Raw genomic sequence first — 20,605 nt, 5'->3', positions numbered from 1 at the left:
TCTCTCCTTACACCACGAGCACGGTGAGAACGGTCAGGACCGTCGCGCCGACAAACATGCCCAGCCCCAGCTTTTCGGAAGTCGGGACATCCAGGCAGTATCCGAAGTCCCAAACGACATGGCGCAAACGGCCCAGCATGTGGTACCAAAGCGCCCAGGACGCCCCCAGCAGAACCAGATCGCCCAGCCAGCTGCGCAGCAGCCCGTCGATAAAGGCAAAGGCTGATTGGGACGTTGCCGCCGCAAGCAGCCACCAGACCACGAGCAGGGCCAGGATCAGCACTGCAATGCCCGTAATGCGGACCATGATGGATGAGATAGACGTCATCTGCGGCCGGTAGTATGGCCCGATCATGAATGGCGAAAGCGGGCGGTTGCCCCGATTGACATCGGCCATGTTGGCTCCTTTCCGGTTGGCTGACGACGTTTTAGCCGATTTTTACGGCGTGTCACCCGAAGGAACGGTTAAAAACGGCAGGTTTCTGGCCTGTTGGCGCTAAAACGCCACGACTTGTGATCACAGCAAATAATTAGTGATCACAAATCTGCCGATTGGAAATTTTTTGCAGAATCAGGGGCCATTCTGCAAATCACTGCAAAGATGCAACCGCCCTGACCGCACCCGCCGGCAGCCCCGCAGTCTGCCTTGCCACCTCCCGCACCAGCTTCTTGCGGATGCTCGACGGGTAGTCGGCAAAGCTCGCGGCAGAGACCACAAAGGCCCCTTCGCCGCGGATCACATTTTCGAAGAAATAGGCGGTCAGGTCCGGCTCGCTCTGCTCTATGGCAATGGCATTCACCGTCACATCCGCCGCCGCCAGCGCGGCATGCGCCGCCCGCGGCTCGACCCCCTCGTTTGAAAACCCGTCGCCGGAGACATCTATCACCCGGCGCTTGCAGTGCGCGACTGCCGGAAACTGCTCCAGTGCCAGAAACAGCGCCTCCCCTACTGCCGTGGAATAGTTGCGCCAGGGCCGCGGCGCCTGCTCGATCCGCTGTGCCAGCGCCTCGACATCAGCGAAAGTCCGCACCTCCACCCAGGGCAGCGTCACCTCCTGGCGCGACTGGCCGGACCATTGCAGCAGCAGCACCCGGGCACGGGCCTTGACCAGCGCCTCGGACACCACCCCGTCGCGCAGCCCTGCCGCCAGCCCGTCCATCTGAATGCGGTATTCATCGGCATCGACAGAACCGGAAACATCCACCGCCAGCACCAATGCCAGATCGCAGGCCGCCGTTCGCAGCGGCCAGAGGGAGAGCATGGAGAATACCAGAAGCTGCAAAACCCGCATGCCGCCAGCTTAAGCGGCAATCGCGCGGCGGGTCATCACAATTCTGCCAGCCCCGGCCGATCCGGTTCAAAATATTCCAGGGCTGAGCAGGCACAGCTTGCGAGGGGAAGGCCCCTTCAGGTCACTTCGGCATCAGCGCCCAGTAATCCAGGTCGAGCAGCACATCGGGCAGGTACTTGCCGTCCTCGCCCTTCAGCTCAAATGGCGCGCCGCCCTTGGTCGCCACCAGCCGCAGCCGGATCGCACCGACGCCGGGTGCCGCGGTGTCGGCTTTGTCCAGCACCTCGGACCAGGCCCGGACCGTCAGTCCCGACAGGCAGGGGTTGGCATGCGCTCCGCCGTTCAGGCCGACGATCATCTGCGCGTTGGCAAGCCCGTTGAAGCTAAGCGTGCGCGCCATCGAGATCACATGGCCGCCATAGATCAGCCTTGTACCATCCGGGCGGGCGGTATTGTCGAAATGCACCTTGGCAGTGTTCTGCCACAGGCGGGTCGCCATCATGTGTTCGGCTTCCTCGATGGTGACGCCATCCACATGGTCGATCGTCTCGCCGACCTCATAGTCGCCCCAGCGGTGCGGCTCGCCGGCCAGAGTGAAATCGTAGTTGCTGAAATCCAGCCCCGCCGGGATCACCAGCTGCTCCACCGGGATCACCTTGTTCAGCTCCGGGATCACCGTCTCCGGCGCCGGGGCATCGAGGTCGCGTTTGCGCACCATCACCCAGCGCACGTATTCCATCACGCATTCATCGCGCTGATTGAGCCCGCGGGTGCGGACATAGACCACGCCGGACTTGCCGTTGGAGTTCTGCTTGAGCCCGATCACCTCGGATTCCGAGCGCAGCGTGTCGCCGGGATAGACCGGCAGCAGCCAGCGCCCCTCGGCATAGCCGAGGTTCGCCAGCGCATTCAGGGAAATGTCCGGCACCGTCTTGCCGAACACCACATGGAAGGCCGCCAGATCATCCAGCGGCGCCGAAGGCAGACCAGAGGCCCGGGCAAATTCATCCGAGGAATAGAGCGCATGGCGCGCCGGGTAGAGCGCGTGATACAGCGCCCGTTCGCCGCCCGACACTGTGCGGGGCACCGCGTGGCGGATCACCTCGCCGACGGTGTAATCTTCGAAAAACCGGCCCGGATTGGTCTTGGCCATCAGTGTTCTCCCAGTTTGGTCTCAGGGGTGTAGGTTCCGTCCACGTCCTTCACCACCGCCTGGCCGCAGCGCATGATCCCCTTGACGGGATCAAAGGCCTGGGTCGGGCTGCCATGCAGCTCCCAGCCCTTGTTCAGCGCATCGGTCACCTTGTGGCAGAAGGCGGAGGTGTCGTCCTCGGACAAAAATCGGTAGAGTTTCATGGCTTCCTATCCTGCTCAGGGCCTATCCCGGAAAGGGCGACGGCCCGATCATCCCGTGGACGTAGCCGATCACCCCCATAAGAACAATCGAAGCGGCAAAGAACACCGCATCCTTGGCGATGGTGCCCTTGGGGCCGGGCTGCCACTCCGGTTCGGAGCGGTTGATCACGATGACCTCGGCCACCGCCCAGGCCAGCAGCCCGCCGAACAGCACAAACGACGCCGCGTCCCAGTTCACCAGCAGGTGTGCCGCAGCCCACAGCTTGAAGCCTGCCAGCATCGGGTGGCGCATCCGGTTCAGCAGCGCGCCTTTCCTGGGCGCCGGGCTCATCATCCAGATGGCGATCAGCACCATCAGGTTATTGACGTGACGCAGGAATTCCGGCGGCGCTGCCAGATCATAGACATCGGCGGAACGGTATCCGATCACCATCAGCACCACGCCCGCGGCCAGCACCAGCGCCACCGCGCCGCGCCCGCCACTGCCCATCGAGGCGCGCATATCCGGTGCCAGCCGTTTGAACAGGTGGCCGCCCCACCACAGCAGAAGTCCCAGGATCAACAGTGCCATTTCAGCCCCTCTTAGATGTTAAGCTGCTTAACACCTATGCGGAAAGCGCGGCGATTGCATCCGCTTTTGCCAGGATCTCGCGCGCTGTAACAACATGCAGATTTTCAACTATCCTGCCATCGACCACGGCAACACCCTGCCCTGCGGCCTGGGCTTCTTCAAAAGCGGCAATCTGGCGGCGGGAGGTGTCAATCTCGCGCTCGGTCGGGGCAAAGGCGGCATTGGCCACTTCCACCTGCGCCGGGTGGATCAGGGTCTTGCCGTCAAAGCCCATGTCGCGGCCCTGCGCACATTCCGCGGCCAGGCCTTCTACGTCCTTGAAGGCGTTATAGACGCCATCGACAATCACCAGCCCCTCAGCCTTGGCCGCCAGCAGGCACAGGCCCAGTCCCGCCATCATCGGCATCCGGTCGGGGCGGTAGCGGGTCTGCAATTCCTTGGCCAAATCATTGGTGCCCATCACCATACCATGCAGCTTGGGATGCGCAGCAATGGCGGCAGCGTTCAGCATGCCGCGCGGGGTTTCCATCATCGCCCACAGCGGAATGTCGCCGGTGATCTCCGCCAGCGCATCCAGATCTTCCGGCGCGTTCACCTTGGGCAGCAGAATCGCGTCGCAGCCCATCCGCGCCACCGCTGTCGCATCGCCGCGGCCCCAGGGGGTGTCCAGCCCGTTGATCCGCACGATCTTCATCCGCGCGCCATAGCCACCCGCCTTCAGCGCCTGGGCCAAGGTCTCGCGGGCATTGGTTTTTTCATCGGCCGAGACCGCGTCTTCGAGGTCAAAGATCACCGCGTCCACCGGCAGGGTTTTTGCCTTCTCCAGCGCACGCGCGTTGGAGCCGGGGATATACAAAACCGAACGGTAAGGGCGCGCACGCGGATCCATAGAGCCTCTCCAAAAGTTATTTTGTTGCGTAAAGCGGTATAGAATCGTTTGTATACTTTCAAGTACAATTCCGCCGCAGCGCAGCGTAACCCTTTGCGCATTTGCAGCAAGCATTTGATAATTATTGTGAAATTACATCGCACGCCTGATTAACCGGTTATCAGGACCTGCGCGGCATACTAGAGAATACCAAGGCACAGGCTCCCGCCGCCAGATCAGGCCGCACCTGTTGCCCGCAGGCATGGGGCCTGCAATACGTATCGCGTCACACACCGGCCCGCTCAGGGACACCGGGGGCTGCCAACCGGCACCCTGCCCTGTCCGGCCGTTCCGGAAAGGGTAAAACGAGATGAAAAACTCGCTCTTCGCACTGCCGCTGGCCCTGGCCGCGATCGCCGTGGCCGCCGCACCCGCTGCCGCCCAAGGCCGCAACTGCGCGCCGCGCGATGCGGTGGTGAAGCGCCTTGCCGAAAAGTTCGGCGAAAGCCGGCAAAGCATCGGCATGGGGCAGCAGGGCATGGTGATGGAAACCTTCGCCTCTGCCGACACCGGCAGCTGGACCATCACCGTCACCACCCCCAACGGGATGACCTGCCTGGTGGCTTCGGGCCAGTCTTACGAAGTGCTTGCAGAAGCGCTGCCGAACACCGACACCGACGCCTGAGCAGCCTTGCGGCAGCCATCTGCTCCGGCCGGGCAACTCCAGCAGGCTGCGCCCTGCGCAGCACTTACACCAGCCCGTCCCAAATCAGCTTGGCACCGGTTGCCAGCAGCAGCACATAAGTAAGCGCGAAGAACCGGCGTTCCGGGATAGAATGGTGCAGCTTCACCCCTAGCCAGGCGCCCAGCAGCGCAAAGGGCGCCAGCGTCAGATCCAGCAGCAGGGTTTCGCGGGTGAACATCCCCAGCCCGGCATAAGGCACCGCCTTGGCAATGTTGATGGCCCAGAAGATCAGCACAGTGCTGGCCTGATATTCGGTCTTCCGCAACTTGAGGCGGAGGAGATAAACCGCCGCTGGCGGCCCGCCGGCGTGGCTGACAAAACTGGTGAACCCCACCGCCAGCCCGGCCAGCGCCCCTGCCCCGGTGGACAGCGGCGCCTCCGCGGCCAGCCGCAGCCCCAGCCGCGCCCGCAGCTGCCACAGCACAAAGCCAACGGAAACCATGCCGATCAGCACCCGCATAACATCGGCATCCACCGCTGCATACAACCACGCTCCCAGCGCAACACCTGGCAGCCCGCTGCCGATCAGCAGCAGCGACGCCCGCAGGTTCCACCGTCCCCAATAGGGTTTGAGCGTGGCCGCATCGATCAGCATCAGCAAGGGCAGCATTATCGCCAGTGCTGCGCCCGGCTCCAGCACCAGCGCCAGAATCGAGGCCGAGGCAAAGGCCGCGCCGGAACCGAAACCGCCCTTGGACACGCCCGCAAAAACGACCGCCGGGATGGCAAAAACGAAAAACATCGCATCAAACGCCGCCATGGCCCGCCCCTGAAATCCCTAGATTCCATACGGTTTAGCGGTACCGGCCCGGTATACACAAGCATACAGAGCTGAATGCCGCAGCGCAGAGCCCTTGCACGGGTCCGTATTACGCCTTAGGCATCAGGGGAAATTTCAACCGGACCGGAGACATTTTCCAATGGCACGACCCAAAATCGCCCTCATCGGCGCAGGTCAGATCGGCGGCACCCTCGCACATCTCGCAGCCCTGAAGGAACTGGGCGACGTCGTTCTCTTCGACATCGCCGAAGGCATCCCCGAAGGCAAGGCGCTGGACATCGCAGAATCCGGTCCCTCCGAGGGCTTCGACGCCTCACTGAAGGGCACCCAGTCCTATGAGGACATCGCCGGCGCCGATGTCTGCATCGTGACCGCAGGCGTGCCGCGCAAGCCGGGCATGAGCCGCGACGACCTGCTGGGCATCAACCTCAAAGTGATGAAATCCGTCGGCGAAGGCATCCGCGACCACGCGCCCGACGCCTTCGTGATCTGCATCACCAACCCGCTGGACGCGATGGTCTGGGCGCTGCAGCAGTTCTCGGGCCTGCCCGCGAACAAGGTCTGCGGCATGGCCGGCGTACTGGACAGCGCCCGCTTCCGCCACTTCCTGGCTGAGGAATTCAACGTCTCGATGAAGGATGTCACCGCCTTCGTCCTGGGCGGCCACGGCGACACCATGGTGCCGTCGGTGCGCTACTCCACCGTTGCAGGCATCCCGCTGCCCGATCTGGTCAAGATGGGCTGGACCACCCAGGAGCGCCTGGACGCCATCGTGCAGCGCACCCGTGACGGCGGCGCAGAAATCGTCGGCCTGCTGAAAACCGGCTCCGCCTTCTACGCCCCGGCCACCTCGGCCATCGAAATGGCCGAAGCCTATCTGAAAGACCAGAAGCGCGTGCTGCCCTGCGCCGCCTATTGCACTGGCGAGATCGGCGTCAAGGACATGTATGTGGGCGTCCCCACCGTGATCGGCGCCGGCGGCATCGAAAAGATCGTCGACATCCAGCTGACCGAGGAAGAGCAGACCATGTTCGACAACTCGGTCAACGCCGTGAAAGGCCTGGTCGAGGCCTGCAAGGGTATCGACGCCTCGCTGGCCTAAGGCGCTCAGCATCCGCAAACCTGAAAGGCCCGCTTCCGGCGGGCCTTTTCTCATGCCGCGGCGGCGCCGCTCCGGCGCTGCCGCTTTTGCTCCATGATGCGGCGGGGGCAGCTCTTGGCCTGATCTCGAATCACCCGCATCAAGGTGCCGCTATTTTGTGATCACACCCCCAAAACCCGTGATCACAAAAACCGAAAATCTTCGGCATTTCCCCGCCACCTGTCAAAAAAGCCTTTAACACTTGGCTTTAACACGGCCTATTAACAGCAGACAATTGCAGCCAGACGGGACAGTTTCAGATGAACATCCACGAATATCAGGCCAAAGCCCTCCTTCGCAGCTACGGTGCGCCGGTGTCCGACGGACGCGTGGTGCTGCGGGCCGAAGAAGCCAAGACCGCCGCCGGTGAACTCGACGGCCCGCTGTGGGTGGTCAAGGCCCAGATCCACGCAGGCGGCCGCGGCAAGGGCTCCTTCAAGGAAGCCGATGCCGGCGAGAAAGGCGGCGTGCGCCTGACCAAGTCGGTGGAGGAAGCTGCCGAAGAAGCCAAGAAGATGCTGGGCCGCACCCTGGTGACACATCAGACCGGCCCGGCCGGCAAGCAGGTGAACCGCATCTACATCGAGGCCGGCTCCGGCATCAAAACCGAACTGTACCTGGCGCTGCTGGTCGACCGCCAGACCTCGCGCATTTCCTTCGTCTGCTCCACCGAGGGCGGCATGGACATCGAGGAAGTGGCAGCCGCCACCCCCGAGAAGATTTTGTCCTTCTCCGTCGACCCGGCTACCGGCTACCAGCCCTACCACGGCCGCCGCATCGCCTTCTCGCTGGGCCTCGAAGGCCAGCAGATCAAGCAGTGCGTCAAGCTGATGGGCCAGCTCTACAAGGCTTTCGTCGAGAAGGACATGGAGATGCTGGAGATCAACCCGCTGATCGTCGGCGATGACGGCAACCTCAAGGTGCTGGACGCCAAGGTCGGCTTTGACGGCAACGCGGTCTACCGCCACGCCGACGTGGCCGAACTGCGCGACACCACCGAGGAAGACCCGAAAGAGCTGGAAGCCTCCAAGTACGACCTGAACTACATCGCGCTGGACGGCGAGATCGGCTGCATGGTGAACGGCGCGGGCCTGGCGATGGCGACCATGGACATCATCAAGCTCTACGGTGCCGAGCCTGCCAACTTCCTCGACGTGGGCGGCGGCGCCACCAAGGAGAAGGTGACCGAGGCGTTCAAGATCATCACCTCCGACGAAAACGTCAAAGGCATCCTCGTCAACATCTTCGGCGGCATCATGCGCTGCGACGTGATCGCCGAGGGCGTGGTTGCCGCGGTGAAGGAAGTCGGCCTGAAGGTGCCGCTGGTGGTTCGCCTCGAGGGCACCAACGTCGACAAGGGCAAGGAGATCATCAACACCTCCGGCCTCGACGTGATCGCCGCCGACGACCTCAAGGACGGCGCCGAGAAAATCGTGAAGGCGGTGAAGGGCTAAGGGCCTGATCCGGTGAAGGCGGCTGTCTATCTCATAGGCCTGCGGCAGGCCACGGGCCGTGCGGAGCTGATGCAGCGGGAGCTGGATCAGGCCGGGCTCACGGCTGTGCGCATCGATGCGGTGGACAGCACCCGGGTCAGCCGCGAGGAGATGCTGCAGCAATGCAGTTCCGAGGGCAACTGGGGCTATTTCCAGACCAAGGACATGGCCTGCACCCTGAGCCACGCCAAGGCCTGGGAAGCCTTCCTGGCCTCGGACGCCGATGTGGCGCTGATCCTGGAGGATGACGTCTTCCTGTCGCCTGACACCGGCGCCTGGCTGAACGATCTGTCCTGGTGGCCTGCAGATGCCGGCATCGTCAAGTTCGAGCGCTGGCGCGCCAACAAGCTGCAGGTGGCGCTTGGCAAGGGCGGCTTCACCCATCTGGGCCGCGAGGTGCGGCATATGCTGTCCCGCCACGCGGGCGGCGCAGCCTATGTGATTTCGCGCGCGGCAGCTCAGCATCTGCTGGACAGCCGCCCGTTCGACATCACGCTGGACAACCTGCTGTTCAACTTTGATGCCTCGCGTCCGGCGCGGGCCATCAAGGTCTATCAGGTCCAGCCCGCGCTTGCCGAACAGGGCAACGAGGCGCCAGGCGAGGCAGGCGTCGGCCCGCCGCGCTACCGGCCCAGGGGCTGGCCGCTGATCCGCCAGAAACTCCGGCGCGGGATTTACGAGTTCCGCGGCGGCTTCCGAATACTTCCCAGTGTGGTCCTGGGGCGGGCCACCCTCGAAAAAATCCGCTTCGACGGCCGTTCCCTGGCCACCCCGCAGACCCAACACACTCATACCGCTTGAAGGAACCAAGAACATGGCAGTCCTCATCGACGAAAACACCAAGGTCATCTGTCAGGGCTTTACCGGCTCGCAGGGCACTTTCCACTCCGAGCAGGCCATCGCCTACGGCACCAAAATGGTCGGCGGCGTGACCCCCGGCAAAGGCGGCCAGACCCACCTGAACCTGCCGGTCTTCAACTCCGTGCATGAAGCCAAGCACGTGACCGAAGCCAATGCCTCGGTGATCTACGTGCCGCCGCCGTTTGCCGCCGACTCCATCCTCGAGGCGATCGACGCCGAGATGGAAGTGATCGTGGCGATCACCGAGGGCATCCCGGTGCTCGACATGATGAAGGTGAAGCGGGCGCTGGAGAACTCCAAGTCGGTGCTGATCGGCCCGAACTGCCCCGGCGTGATCACCCCTGATGCCTGCAAGATCGGCATCATGCCCGGCCACATCCACAAGCGCGGCACCGTCGGCGTGGTGTCCCGTTCCGGCACCCTGACCTATGAGGCGGTGAAGCAGACCACCGACGTCGGTCTGGGCCAGTCCACCTGCGTCGGCATCGGCGGCGACCCGATCAAGGGCACCGAGCATATCGACGTGCTGGAATGGTTCCTGGCCGATGACGAAACCGAAAGCATCATCATGATCGGCGAAATCGGCGGCTCCGCCGAGGAAGAGGCCGCCCAGTTCCTGGCCGATGAGGCCAAGAAGGGCCGCAAGAAGCCGGTTGCAGGCTTCATCGCCGGCCGCACCGCGCCTCCGGGCCGCCGCATGGGCCACGCGGGCGCAATTGTCGCCGGCGGCAAGGGCGGCGCCGAGGACAAGATCGAAGCGATGAAATCCGCAGGCATCGTGGTCGCCGAAAGCCCGGCCGGCCTCGGCGAAGCGGTGCTGAAGGCGATCGGCAAGTAATGCATCCTTCCGCTTTGCATACCACAAAGCGGACTATGCCCGGCGGCCTCCGCCGGGCATCCCCACCTGCCAAGGCAGCTCATTCAATGACGGACCTTGCCGCCAATTCGGTTTGCACCGCCGGATTGGCCGCAAGGTTCTGCGGCTCATTCATTCATTTGAAACTCCCGAGCACCACCCTGACGGGAGCGGCCTAAGGCCAGAACGTATACGGTCCCAACCCGCAAGAGGCACCAAAATGACCGACCAATCGCCCAACGACCTCTTCCACGCCTCCTCTTTCATGCAGGGGCACAATGCGGAGTATCTGGAGCAGCTCTATGCCCGCTACGCCAATGATCCCAACGCGGTGGATGCCGCCTGGGCCGAGTTCTTCCGCCAGATGGGCGATGCTGAACTGGACGTGAAGGCCGAGGCCAAGGGCCCCTCCTGGGCGCGCGGCGACTGGCCGCCGGCCCCCAATGACGATCTGACCGGCGCGCTGACCGGCGAATGGCCGGCTCCGGCGGAAGCCAAGGGCGCGGGCAAGAAGATCCGCGACAAGGCCGCCGCCAAGGGTGTGGAACTGACTGACGACCAGGTGCAGCGGGCGGTGCTCGACTCGATCCGCGCCCTGATGCTGATCCGCGCCTACCGGATCCGGGGCCACCTGGCGGCCGATCTGGACCCGCTGGGCATGCGCGCCGCCACGCCGCATCCGGAGCTGGACCCCAAGACCTATGGCTTCACCGACGCCGACATGGACCGGCCGATCTTCATCGACAACGTGCTGGGCCTGCAGGTTGCCACCATGCGCCAGATCGTCGAGATCGTGAAGCGCACCTATTGCGGCACCTTTGCGCTGCAGTACATGCACATCTCCGATCCCGAGCAATCCGCCTGGCTGAAGGAGCGGATCGAGGGCTACGACAAGGAAATCACCTTCACCCGCGAGGGCCGCAAGGCGATCCTCAACAAGATGGTCGAGGCAGAGGGCTTCGAGAAGTTCCTGCACGTCAAATACACCGGCACCAAGCGGTTCGGCCTCGATGGCGGCGAAAGCCTCATTCCGGCAATGGAGCAGATCATCAAGCGCGGCGGTGCTCTGGGGGTCCGCGACATCGTGATCGGCATGCCGCACCGCGGCCGCCTCAACATCCTCGCCAACGTGATGCAGAAGCCCTACCGGGCGATCTTCAACGAATTCCAGGGCGGCAGCTTCAAGCCCGAGGACGTCGATGGCTCCGGCGACGTGAAATACCACCTCGGCGCCTCTTCCGACCGCGAGTTCGACGGCAACACCGTTCACCTGTCGCTGACTGCCAACCCCTCCCACCTGGAGGCGGTGAACCCGGTGGTTCTGGGCAAGGTCCGCGCCAAGCAGGACCAGCTGGGCGACACCGACCGCAGCCAGGTTCTGCCGATCCTGCTGCACGGCGACGCGGCCTTTGCAGGCCAGGGCGTGGTGGCGGAATGCTTTGCGCTCTCCGGCCTGCGCGGCCACCGCACCGGCGGCACCATGCACATCGTGGTGAACAACCAGATCGGCTTCACCACCGCGCCGCATTTCTCGCGCTCCTCCCCCTACCCCACCGACAACGCGCTGGTGGTTGAGGCGCCGATCTTCCATGTGAACGGCGACGACCCGGAGGCGGTGGTGCACGCGGCCAAGGTCGCCACCGAGTTCCGCCAGAAGTTCCACAAGGACGTGGTCATCGACATCTTCTGCTACCGCCGCTTCGGTCACAACGAAGGCGACGAGCCGATGTTCACCAACCCTCTGATGTACAAGAAGATCAAGGGCCACAAGACCACCCTCACCCTCTACACCGACCGGCTGGTCAAGGACGGGCTGATCCCCGAGGGCGAGATCGAGGACATGAAGGCTGCCTTCCAGGCGCATCTGAACGAAGAGTTCGAGACCGGCAAGAACTACAAGCCCAACAAGGCCGACTGGCTGGACGGGCGCTGGTCGCATCTGGACAAGAAGGACGCCGACTACCAGCGCGGCCGCACCGCGATCGAGCCCGAAACCATGGCCGAAATCGGCAACGCGCTCAGCCGGGTGCCGGACGGCTTGCCGCTGCACCGCACCGTCGGCCGCTTCCTCGAGGCCCGCGGCAAGATGTTCGAAACCGGCGAGGGTTTTGACTGGGCCACCGGCGAGGCATTGGCCTTCGGCTCGCTGATGCTGGAAGGCTATCCGGTGCGCCTGTCCGGCCAGGACGCCACCCGCGGCACCTTCTCGCAGCGCCATTCCGGCATCGTCAACCAGGAGACCGAGGAGCGCTACTATCCGCTCAACAACATCCGCGCGGGCCAATCGCAGTACGAGGTGATCGACTCCGCGCTGTCGGAATACGCGGTGCTGGGCTTTGAATACGGCTACTCGCTGGCCGAACCGAACGCGCTGACCCTGTGGGAAGCCCAGTTCGGCGACTTCGCCAACGGCGCCCAGATCATGTTCGACCAGTTCATTTCCTCCGGGGAATCCAAGTGGCTGCGGATGTCGGGCCTGGTCTGCCTGCTGCCGCACGGCTTCGAAGGCCAGGGGCCGGAGCACTCTTCCGCCCGGCTGGAGCGCTTCCTGCAGATGTGCGGCCAGGACAACTGGATCGTGGCGAACTGCACCACGCCTGCGAACTACTTCCACATCCTGCGCCGCCAGCTGCACCGCACCTTCCGCAAGCCGCTGATCCTGGTGACCCCGAAATCCCTGCTGCGCCACAAGATGGCGGTCAGCAAGGCCGAGGAATTCACCACCGGCTCCAGCTTCCACCGGGTGCTGTGGGACGACGCGCAGCACGGCAACTCCGATACCCAGCTGGTGGCGGACGACAAGATCAAGCGTGTCGTCATGTGCTCGGGCAAGGTCTACTACGACCTGCTGGAGGAACGCGACGCCCGCGGCATCGATGACGTTTACCTGATGCGGATTGAGCAGTTCTACCCGTTCCCCGCGATCTCGATGGTGAAGGAGCTGGAACGCTTCAAGCAGGCAGAGATGGTCTGGTGCCAGGAAGAGCCCAAGAACCAGGGCGCCTGGACCTTCATCGAGCCCAACATCGAATGGGTGCTGACCCGGATCGGCGCCAAGCACACCCGCCCGGTTTATGCGGGCCGCGCCACTTCGGCCTCGCCCGCAACCGGCTTGGCCAGCGAACACAAAGCCCAACAAACAGCCCTCGTGAACGAAGCGCTGAGCATCTGAGGATAAACAGACATGACAACCGAAGTCCGCGTGCCCACCCTGGGCGAATCCGTGACCGAGGCCACCGTGGCCACCTGGTTCAAGAAGCCCGGCGACGCCGTCACGGCCGATGAAATGCTGTGCGAGCTGGAAACCGACAAGGTTACGGTCGAGGTGCCCTCCCCCGCCTCCGGCCAGCTGGCCGATATCGTTGCCGCCGAGGGTGACACCGTTGGCGTCGACGCGCTGCTGGCTAATATCGCTGAGGAAAGCGCCGCGGGTCCGGAAACCGTGAAGCCCAAGGCTAACGCGCCGGAAACCGCCGAACCGGCGGGAGAGGCTGCCAGCACCGACATCATCGTGCCTGCCCTGGGCGAGTCGGTCTCCGAGGCCACCGTCTCCACCTGGTTCAAGAAGGTGGGCGACAGCGTCGCGCAGGACGAAATGCTGTGCGAGCTGGAAACCGACAAGGTTTCCGTCGAGGTGCCGTCTCCCGCGGCCGGCGTGCTGGCTGAAATCACCGCAGGCGAAGGTGAAACCGTTGCTGCGTCAGCCAAACTCGGTGTGATCTCCGGCGCTGCGTCCGGCGCCGCGGCCGCCCCGGCAGCCGAAAAAGCCCCGGCAGCGGCCGCCCCCGCCCCGGCCAAGGATGTCGCTAACGCGCCCTCCGCCGAAAAGGCGATGGCAGAGGCCGGCATCGACGGATCTCAGGTCACCGGCACCGGCCGCGACGGCCGCATCATGAAGGAAGACGTGGCCGCTGCCGTGGCGGCGGCCAAGGCAGCGCCTGCCGCGGCCCCGGCGCCTGCGCAGGTGCGCGGCCCGGTGACTGCGGACGACGCCGCCCGCGAGGAGCGGGTGAAGATGACCCGCCTGCGCCAGACCATCGCCAAGCGCCTGAAGGACAGCCAGAACACCGCCGCCATGCTGACCACCTACAACGAGGTCGACATGACCGAGGTGATGGCGCTGCGCAACGAGTACAAGGATCTGTTCCTGAAGAAGCACGGCGTGAAACTGGGCTTCATGTCCTTCTTCACCAAGGCCTGCTGCCACGCGCTGAAGGAAGTGCCGGAAGTCAACGCCGAGATTGACGGCACCGACATCGTCTACAAGAACTACGTCCACATGGGCATCGCCGCAGGCACCCCCACCGGCCTGGTTGTGCCGGTGATCCGCGATGCGGACGCAATGTCCTTTGCCTCCATCGAGAAGGCGATTGCCGAGAAGGGCCAGCGCGCCCGCGACGGCAAGCTCAGCATGGCGGAAATGCAGGGCGGCACCTTCACCATTTCCAACGGCGGCGTCTACGGCTCGCTGATGTCCTCACCGATCCTGAACCCGCCGCAGTCCGGCATCCTGGGCATGCACAAGATCCAGGACCGCCCGATGGCGATCAACGGCAAGGTGGAAATCCGCCCGATGATGTATCTGGCGCTGAGCTATGACCACCGCATCGTCGACGGCAAGGGCGCCGTGACCTTCCTGGTCCGCGTCAAGGAAGCGCTGGAAGACCCGCGCCGCCTGCTGATGGATCTGTAAGCCAAACACCGTGAACCTGCATCGGGCCTATAAGCGGCCCGGTGCGCCGCCAAAGCACTGCGTGGGCTGTATGAGCTATCAACCTGAACCGGATCCTGAAAAGGAATACCCAAGGCTGTTCGCGCTCAAAAACCGTGTAACCGCATGGAAGGCACAGCGCCCGGCATCCTTTTGGTTCTGGATCTGGTTCATCTGCGCGGCCGCAACACTGTTGCCTTTCGTCGGCCAATCCGGGCATCAAATGCAGCGTCCATCGACCAAACTGTTTGCACTCTATGCCGCCCTCGGCTGGATTTACCCGTTCTACTTTTGGGTTAAAGCCCGGACACTCCGCAAATGACCCCCGAGCTCACCGCCCTCACCTTCGCCGCGCTTCTGCAGGTTTTCCAGATCGCCCTCATGGCGGTTCCGGCCAATCTGGAACTGAAGCCGGGACAGACCCTCTGGCCCCGCGACCGCGACCGGCTGGGCGGCGATCTGCAGGACCGGCTCTCGCGCCGCACCGCACGGCTGTGGCGGGCGATGATCAACCATTTCGAGGGGCTGATCCTGTTCACCATCGCCTGCGTGGTGGTCACGCTGGCGCAGAAATCCTCACCCCTCACCGCCGCCTGCGCCTGGCTCTACCTTGGCGCGCGCGTGCTTTACGTTCCGGCCTATGCCTTCGGCTGGACGCCCTGGCGCAGCCTGATCTGGGCCGCCGGATACCTCGCAACCGCGGCCATGCTGGCCGCCTGTCTCACTTGACCTTTCACCTTTGCACATACACTCCGGGGGAGGCCCGCAAGGGCCGGGGGCAGCGCCCCCTCCCCGCTCAACCCGAAAGGAGCACATGACACATGGCATCCTATGACGTCATCGTAATCGGCGCCGGCCCCGGCGGCTATGTCTGCGCCATCCGCTGCGCGCAGCTGGGACTGAAGACAGCCATCGTCGAGGGCCGCGAGACCCTCGGCGGCACCTGCCTGAACGTCGGCTGCATCCCGTCCAAGGCGCTGCTGCACTCGACCCACCTGCTGCATGAGGCAGAGCACAACTTCGCCCATATGGGCCTCAAGGGCAAAAGCCCCTCGGTCGACTGGGACCAGATGAAGGCCTACAAGGATGAGGTGATCGGCCAGAACACCGGCGGCGTCGAGTTCCTCATGAAGAAGAACAAGATCGACTGGATCAAGGGCTGGGCCTCGATCCCCGCGGCCGGCAAGGTGCAGGTCGGCGACGAAGTCCATGAGGCCAGGAACATCGTGATCGCCTCCGGTTCGGTGCCGTCGTCCATTCCGGGCGTCGAGATCGACGAGAAGATCGTGGTCTCCTCCACCGGCGCGCTGGAGCTGCCGAAGATCCCCAAGAAACTGGCGGTGATCGGCGCCGGCGTCATCGGGCTGGAACTGGGCTCGGTCTATGCCCGCCTCGGCTCCGAGGTGACCGTGGTCGAATACATGGACGCGGTCTGCCCCGGCATGGACAAGGACGTGCAGCGGAGCTTCAAGCGGATCCTGGAGAAACAGGGCCTCAACATCATCCTGGGCGCCGCGGTGCAGGGGGTGGAGACCTCCAAGACCAAGGCCAAGGTCAAGTACCAGCCCAAGAAGGGCGGCGACGAGGTGACGCTGGACGCCGATGTGGTGCTGGTGGCCACCGGGCGCAAACCCTACAGCGAAGGCCTTGGGCTGGATGCGCTGGGGATCAAGATGACCGAGCGCGGCCAGATCGCCACCGATGACCACTGGCGCACCAACCTGCCCGGCGTCTATGCCATCGGCGACGTGATCGAAGGCCCGATGCTGGCGCACAAGGCCGAGGATGAGGGCATGGCGGTGGCCGAGGTGATCGCGGGCAAGCACGGCCATGTGAACTACGGCGTCATTCCCGGCGTTGTCTACACCACCCCGGAAGTGGCCACCGTCGGCGCCACCGAGGACGCGCTGAAGGCCGAAGGCAAGAAGGTCAAGGTCGGCAAGTTCATGTTCATGGGCAACGCGCGCGCCAAGGCCGTGCACCAGGCCGAGGGCGGCTTCGTCAAGATCATCACCGACGCCGAGACCGACCGCATTCTCGGCGCCGCCATCATCGGCCCGGCGGCAGGCGACATGATCCACGAACTCTGCGTTGCGATGGAATTCGGTGCCTCGGCCGAGGACGTGGCGCTGACCTGCCACGCCCACCCGACCTATTCCGAAGCCGTGCGCGAGGCCGCCCTGGCCTGCGGCGACGGCCCGATCCACAGCTGATCAAAACAGCCCGGCCCCATAACGGGGCCGGGTCATTGGCTGGACCAGCGTTTGAAACTCAGGGTATTGCTCACCTTATGCGCAGCCGGTCTCGCAGCAGGTTTGCTGCTTGGCCGTATGCTTCAGCACGAACCCAGCCGCCCTGAACGCACTGTCCAGCTTTTCACAGATATATGCGTTCCATTTTCGCACGGTCAGCTCAGTGCGCCGCCAGAAGGGTTGGGGCTGGTCAGGAATGACCTGTTGCCACGGGAGCGGCGGTGGACAGATCCTGTTTCGGCAAGCCACCTCCGTCTGGATGAACACACCTGCTCCATTTCGACAAACGCGCCGCATGCGCTCACAAAAGCCGAAGGCGACGCGCTGGCCGCGGACATCGAGCAGGTTGTGGCCGCGACTTTCCCGAACCTGGCCTTTGACCCAAAGGCCACCCTGGGCGACGATGTGCTGTTCCGGGCATGGATGACTGGTAAAGCGGCCTCGCCTCAGCGCTGGGGCGTATCCGTTTACATGTTTCCTGACCGGGGAGAACGGTCAGGAAGCCTGGTCAGCCTTACGCTCCCCCGCTCAAAAGCTTTCTGAAAACTTTTGCCAAGGAAATTCTGAACGCCGCTGGGCTGGCTGCCGCCCGTGCGCGTTACCACATGGTTTTGGCTGCGCGGGCGCCCCAGGCCGCGTCATACTCCACACCACCTTCCTCGCCTGCCGTCTGCTCGGCCAGGATCTCACCCATCGTGGGCAGGCCAGCGCTCTCGTCCTGACCGCTCCAGGTGCCGGCCCGCAGCAGGGCGCGGGCGCATTGGCTGTAAATCTCACCGATCCTGATGACGATCACCGTGGCGGGCTGCTTGCCGTGCTTTTCAAACCGCGCCCGCAGGACCGCATCAGCGGTCAGCCGCGCCATGCCGTTCACCCGCACCACATTGTTTGATCCCGGCACCAGGAACATCAGCGACACCCGCCCGTCCCGCACGATATTGCGCAGGCTGTCCAGCCGGTTGTTGCCGCGCCAGTCGGGCAGCGCCAGAGTCTCGGGGTCCAGCTCCTGCACCACCGGCCCGTCGTCGCCGCGCGGGCTGTCGTCGGTGCCCTCGGGGCCGACGGTCGCCAGCATGCACAGTTTCGAGGCCATGATCCATTTGCGGTAGAGCGGCGTCATCCGCCGCGCCACCTTGCGTAAAGAAGGCGCTCCCGGTGTCCCGTAAAGCGCCTCCAGGTCTTCAATGCTGCTGAGGTATTGCATCCGGTTCAAATCCCGCTTCTCTCATCAGTTCATCCGAGCGGCTCTCCACCCGGCTTTCCAGCTGCGCCATGAAGGCAGCGCGGGCGATCCCCGGCTGCATCGGCTCCAGGAATTCTACCACTGCCAGGCCCGGCTTGCGGTAGATGCCGGTGCGCGGCCAGAACACGCCGACATTGGTGGCGGCGGGCACGCAGGGCTGTTTCAGCCCCTCGTACAGCACCGCGGTGCCGATCTTGTAGGGCTTCCTGGCGCCGGGGGCGACGCGGGTGCCCTGGGAATAGATGATCAGCTGGCCGGGCTCCCTGCTCTCCTTGGCAACATCCTTGACCATCTTGGCGATTGCCGCCCCGCGCTTGCCGCGGTCGACCGGGACGCAGCCCAGCCGTTTGGCATAGACCCCGATGACCGGCGTCCACATCAGCTCGCGCTTCATGATGAACCGGGCCGAGGGCACCGCGTTGAAGATGATGATGATATCGAGAAAGCTCTGATGCTTGGCGGCGATGATGACTTCGCCCTCGGGCACCTGGCCGCGCACCTCGGTGCGGATGCCGACCATCCAGCGCGCGGTCCACAGCGCCCAGCGGGCAAAGCTCTTGCAGGCAATGCGCGCGCCCTTGGGGGACAGCGCGGCCCAAGGCGCAAACACGATTCCCAGCACCAGCATCGCCAGATACATCTGCGTGATGAATATGAGCGAACGCAGCCATTGGATGGGATTTTTCACGACAGTTCCCCCAAGCGTTTGGTGGCCGCACGGGTGGTGGCGGCAAAGGCCACCAGCGCCCCAAGCGGCGGGATCAGCAGCGGCACCAGCCAGCCCCAGCCCTGAAAGCCGAGGCCGGTCAGGAAGCCGCCCTCATCCGAGGCCTCCGGCATCAGCCAGACGCCGATCATGCCCAGCACCACCCCGGCGGCGGCTCCGGTCAGCGCCCGCAGGGTGAAGCGGCGGATGAAGGCCTGGGCGATATAGCTGTCCAACGCGCCGACCAGCCGCAGCACCTCGATCACCTGGGCATTGGCGGCCAGCGCCGCGTTGGCGGCCAGGGTGATCATCGCCGCGGTGGCGCCGCCGATCAGCAGGATCGACACCCAGGCCAGCCGGCGCAGCGCGCGGGCCGCATCCACCAGCGGTTCGCGCCAGCGCGTATGGTCGTCCAGCACCGCGCCCGGCACCTCTGCCTGCAGCCGCAGCCGCAAGCCTTGGGCGTCATAGCCGGCATCGTCGCCGGTCACCTCGATCAGCTGCGGCAGCGGCAGATCGCCCAGCGGCACGCTGGAGCCGAACCAGGGCGCCAGCAGCGCCGCCTGCTCCTCGCCGGTCAGCGCCCGGGCGGCGGCGACGCCGGGCGTCTGGCGCAGGATCTCCAGCGCTGCCTCGGTCTGGGCGGCGCGCTGCTCTGCCGGCGCGTTGATGCGCAGCGTGGCCGCCCGCGCCAGCTCCGAGGCCCACTGGTCCGCCAGCCGCCCGGAGGCCATCGACAGCGCCAGTGCAAACACCGCAAGGAAGGCCATCGCGCCGGAAACGAACAGGGTCAGCTGGGCGGTGAAACCGCTCGGCGGCACCACCCGGTCGGCCTGGGTGTCGCCCAGCACCAGCTTGCGCAGCCTGCCTTCTGTCATAGGTCCGCCCCCGCCAGCTGCAACTGCCGGTTGGAAATCCGCAGCACCCGCGCCTGCACCTGGTTCTTGGCCGCCCGGATCAGCGACAGGTCATGGGTGGCGACCAGGATGGTCTTGCCCATCCGGTTCAGCTCCACCAAGAGCTGCAGCAGCCGCTGCGACATTTCCCAATCGACGTTGCCGGTCGGCTCATCCGCGATGATCACATCCGGCGACAGGATCACCGACCGCGCCAGCGCCGCCCGCTGCCGTTCGCCGCCCGACAGCTCTGGCGGCAGCGCATGGGCGCGCTCGCTGAGCCCCACCCAGTTCAGCAGCTCCCGCAGGTTGGCTTCCTCGTGACCCAGCTCGCGGCCCGACACCAGCAGCGGCAGGGCGATGTTCTCGATCACCGGCAGGTGGTCCAGGAACCTGCAGTCCTGATGCACCACCCCGACCCGGCGGCGCAAATAAGCCATCTGATCGCGGTCCAGCCCGAGCACATCCATGTTGAAAGCCCGCACCCGGCCCGCGGTCGGGTTCAAAGCGCCGTAGCAGAGCTTCAGCAGCGTGGTCTTGCCCGCCCCCGACGGGCCGGTCAGAAAATGGAAGGAGCCCGGCGCCAACTGCACCGACACCGCATTCAGCAGCTCGCCGCCGCCGTAGTTGTAGCCCACATTCTCCAGCTCGATCACTGCTGCCCCCTGCACGCGCCCGTTGTTGGCACCCGGCTGTTTTGCCCCAAGGGGCCGGCAGTTTCAATGGGGGCTCTGTTGCCGGGAAACCCGGGGCGGGCGGGTTGCGGCATTTGCCACTTTCACCAGCGGCGGGGGATGCCTATAATCCCTTAAAAAACAACCTGCCGCCGGACA

Annotated in this window: 22 protein-coding genes; 11 read left to right on the top strand and 11 right to left on the bottom strand. The window is 64.6% G+C overall.

Annotated features, from left to right (window positions below):
* Positions 1–7 precede the first annotated feature (7 nt).
* From sdhC to KUV26_RS10595, 6 genes are all read right to left on the bottom strand, one after another.
* On the bottom strand, positions 8–397 hold the full coding sequence (gene sdhC / locus KUV26_RS10620; protein WP_222508310.1) for a succinate dehydrogenase, cytochrome b556 subunit: 390 nt from the start codon (positions 395–397) through the stop codon (positions 8–10).
* Positions 398–590: 193 nt separating this feature from the next.
* The gene (locus KUV26_RS10615; RefSeq protein ID WP_222508309.1) at positions 591–1,292 is read right to left on the bottom strand and encodes a DUF1194 domain-containing protein; all 702 of its coding nucleotides are present in this window, start codon (positions 1,290–1,292) and stop codon (positions 591–593) included.
* Between the two features lie 121 nt (positions 1,293–1,413).
* Positions 1,414–2,445, bottom strand: coding sequence for a MaoC family dehydratase (locus KUV26_RS10610; RefSeq protein ID WP_222508308.1), 1,032 nt, complete (start codon positions 2,443–2,445; stop codon positions 1,414–1,416).
* Positions 2,445–2,648: a DUF1737 domain-containing protein gene (locus KUV26_RS10605; protein ID WP_027244590.1), complete on the bottom strand. Its 204-nt coding sequence runs from the start codon at positions 2,646–2,648 to the stop codon at positions 2,445–2,447. Before KUV26_RS10605 ends, KUV26_RS10610 begins: the two co-directional genes overlap by 1 nt.
* Before the next feature lie 22 nt (positions 2,649–2,670).
* Positions 2,671–3,219 (bottom strand): NnrU family protein, encoded by a 549-nt coding sequence (locus tag KUV26_RS10600; RefSeq protein ID WP_222503496.1) that lies wholly within the window; start codon positions 3,217–3,219, stop codon positions 2,671–2,673.
* Between the two features lie 34 nt (positions 3,220–3,253).
* Entirely contained in the window at positions 3,254–4,108 is an 855-nt protein-coding gene (locus KUV26_RS10595) for an HpcH/HpaI aldolase/citrate lyase family protein (RefSeq protein WP_222508307.1), read from the bottom strand.
* A 349-nt stretch (positions 4,109–4,457) separates the two neighbouring features.
* On the opposite strand from KUV26_RS10595, the gene KUV26_RS10590 reads away from it, so the two are divergent.
* Positions 4,458–4,772, top strand: a complete 315-nt coding sequence (locus KUV26_RS10590; protein ID WP_222508306.1) for a hypothetical protein — start codon at positions 4,458–4,460, stop codon at positions 4,770–4,772.
* Positions 4,773–4,836: 64 nt separating this feature from the next.
* Here the strand turns inward: KUV26_RS10590 and KUV26_RS10585 are convergent, their stop codons facing one another.
* A complete protein-coding gene (locus KUV26_RS10585) occupies positions 4,837–5,592 on the bottom strand; it encodes a sulfite exporter TauE/SafE family protein (RefSeq protein ID WP_222508305.1) in 756 nt (251 codons plus the stop codon).
* Positions 5,593–5,752: 160 nt separating this feature from the next.
* Between KUV26_RS10585 and mdh the strand changes: the two genes are divergently transcribed.
* The 10 genes from mdh to KUV26_RS10535 all read left to right on the top strand — a co-directional run bounded on the left by mdh (position 5,753) and on the right by KUV26_RS10535 (position 17,470).
* Positions 5,753–6,715: a malate dehydrogenase gene (mdh, locus tag KUV26_RS10580; protein ID WP_222508304.1), complete on the top strand. Its 963-nt coding sequence runs from the start codon at positions 5,753–5,755 to the stop codon at positions 6,713–6,715.
* Positions 6,716–7,014: 299 nt separating this feature from the next.
* The gene (sucC, locus tag KUV26_RS10575) at positions 7,015–8,208 is read left to right on the top strand and encodes an ADP-forming succinate--CoA ligase subunit beta (RefSeq protein ID WP_222503491.1); all 1,194 of its coding nucleotides are present in this window, start codon (positions 7,015–7,017) and stop codon (positions 8,206–8,208) included.
* A gap of 12 nt (positions 8,209–8,220) precedes the next feature.
* A complete protein-coding gene (locus KUV26_RS10570; RefSeq protein WP_222508303.1) occupies positions 8,221–9,048 on the top strand; it encodes a glycosyltransferase family 25 protein in 828 nt (275 codons plus the stop codon).
* A 13-nt stretch (positions 9,049–9,061) separates the two neighbouring features.
* On the top strand, positions 9,062–9,946 hold the full coding sequence (gene sucD / locus KUV26_RS10565; protein ID WP_222503489.1) for a succinate--CoA ligase subunit alpha: 885 nt from the start codon (positions 9,062–9,064) through the stop codon (positions 9,944–9,946).
* Between the two features lie 238 nt (positions 9,947–10,184).
* The gene (locus KUV26_RS10560; RefSeq protein WP_222503488.1) at positions 10,185–13,136 is read left to right on the top strand and encodes a 2-oxoglutarate dehydrogenase E1 component; all 2,952 of its coding nucleotides are present in this window, start codon (positions 10,185–10,187) and stop codon (positions 13,134–13,136) included.
* Positions 13,137–13,148: 12 nt separating this feature from the next.
* Positions 13,149–14,657 carry a 2-oxoglutarate dehydrogenase complex dihydrolipoyllysine-residue succinyltransferase gene (gene odhB, locus KUV26_RS10555; RefSeq protein WP_222508302.1) on the top strand — a complete coding sequence of 503 codons (1,509 nt, stop codon included), beginning with the start codon at positions 13,149–13,151 and terminating at the stop codon, positions 14,655–14,657.
* 70 nt (positions 14,658–14,727) lie between these two features.
* Complete coding sequence (locus KUV26_RS10550; protein WP_222508301.1) at positions 14,728–14,997, top strand: hypothetical protein; 270 nt, start codon at positions 14,728–14,730, stop codon at positions 14,995–14,997.
* Positions 14,994–15,404, top strand: a complete 411-nt coding sequence (locus tag KUV26_RS10545; protein WP_222508300.1) for an MAPEG family protein — start codon at positions 14,994–14,996, stop codon at positions 15,402–15,404. The genes KUV26_RS10550 and KUV26_RS10545 overlap by 4 nt, the downstream gene beginning before the upstream one ends.
* A gap of 92 nt (positions 15,405–15,496) precedes the next feature.
* Complete coding sequence (gene lpdA / locus KUV26_RS10540; RefSeq protein WP_222508299.1) at positions 15,497–16,888, top strand: dihydrolipoyl dehydrogenase; 1,392 nt, start codon at positions 15,497–15,499, stop codon at positions 16,886–16,888.
* Positions 16,889–16,939: 51 nt separating this feature from the next.
* The gene (locus tag KUV26_RS10535; RefSeq protein WP_222508298.1) at positions 16,940–17,470 is read left to right on the top strand and encodes a hypothetical protein; all 531 of its coding nucleotides are present in this window, start codon (positions 16,940–16,942) and stop codon (positions 17,468–17,470) included.
* 55 nt (positions 17,471–17,525) lie between these two features.
* On the opposite strand, the gene KUV26_RS10530 is transcribed toward KUV26_RS10535, so the two are convergent.
* Genes KUV26_RS10530 through KUV26_RS10515 form a run of 4 tightly spaced genes read right to left on the bottom strand, consistent with a single transcriptional unit; the run spans position 17,526 to position 20,428 of the window.
* Positions 17,526–18,131 carry a pyridoxamine 5'-phosphate oxidase family protein gene (locus tag KUV26_RS10530; RefSeq protein WP_222508297.1) on the bottom strand — a complete coding sequence of 202 codons (606 nt, stop codon included), beginning with the start codon at positions 18,129–18,131 and terminating at the stop codon, positions 17,526–17,528.
* A complete protein-coding gene (locus KUV26_RS10525; protein WP_222503481.1) occupies positions 18,109–18,858 on the bottom strand; it encodes a lysophospholipid acyltransferase family protein in 750 nt (249 codons plus the stop codon). Before KUV26_RS10525 ends, KUV26_RS10530 begins: the two co-directional genes overlap by 23 nt.
* The gene (locus KUV26_RS10520; RefSeq protein ID WP_222503480.1) at positions 18,855–19,754 is read right to left on the bottom strand and encodes a cell division protein FtsX; all 900 of its coding nucleotides are present in this window, start codon (positions 19,752–19,754) and stop codon (positions 18,855–18,857) included. Before KUV26_RS10520 ends, KUV26_RS10525 begins: the two co-directional genes overlap by 4 nt.
* Positions 19,751–20,428 (bottom strand): cell division ATP-binding protein FtsE, encoded by a 678-nt coding sequence (locus tag KUV26_RS10515; protein WP_222503479.1) that lies wholly within the window; start codon positions 20,426–20,428, stop codon positions 19,751–19,753. Before KUV26_RS10515 ends, KUV26_RS10520 begins: the two co-directional genes overlap by 4 nt.
* Between the last annotated feature and the right edge of the window lie 177 nt (positions 20,429–20,605).

This window comes from Leisingera daeponensis, from assembly GCF_019801465.1.
Classification (GTDB): Bacteria; Pseudomonadota; Alphaproteobacteria; order Rhodobacterales; family Rhodobacteraceae; genus Leisingera; species Leisingera daeponensis_A.
This window is presented reverse-complemented; position numbering and strand designations above follow the sequence as displayed.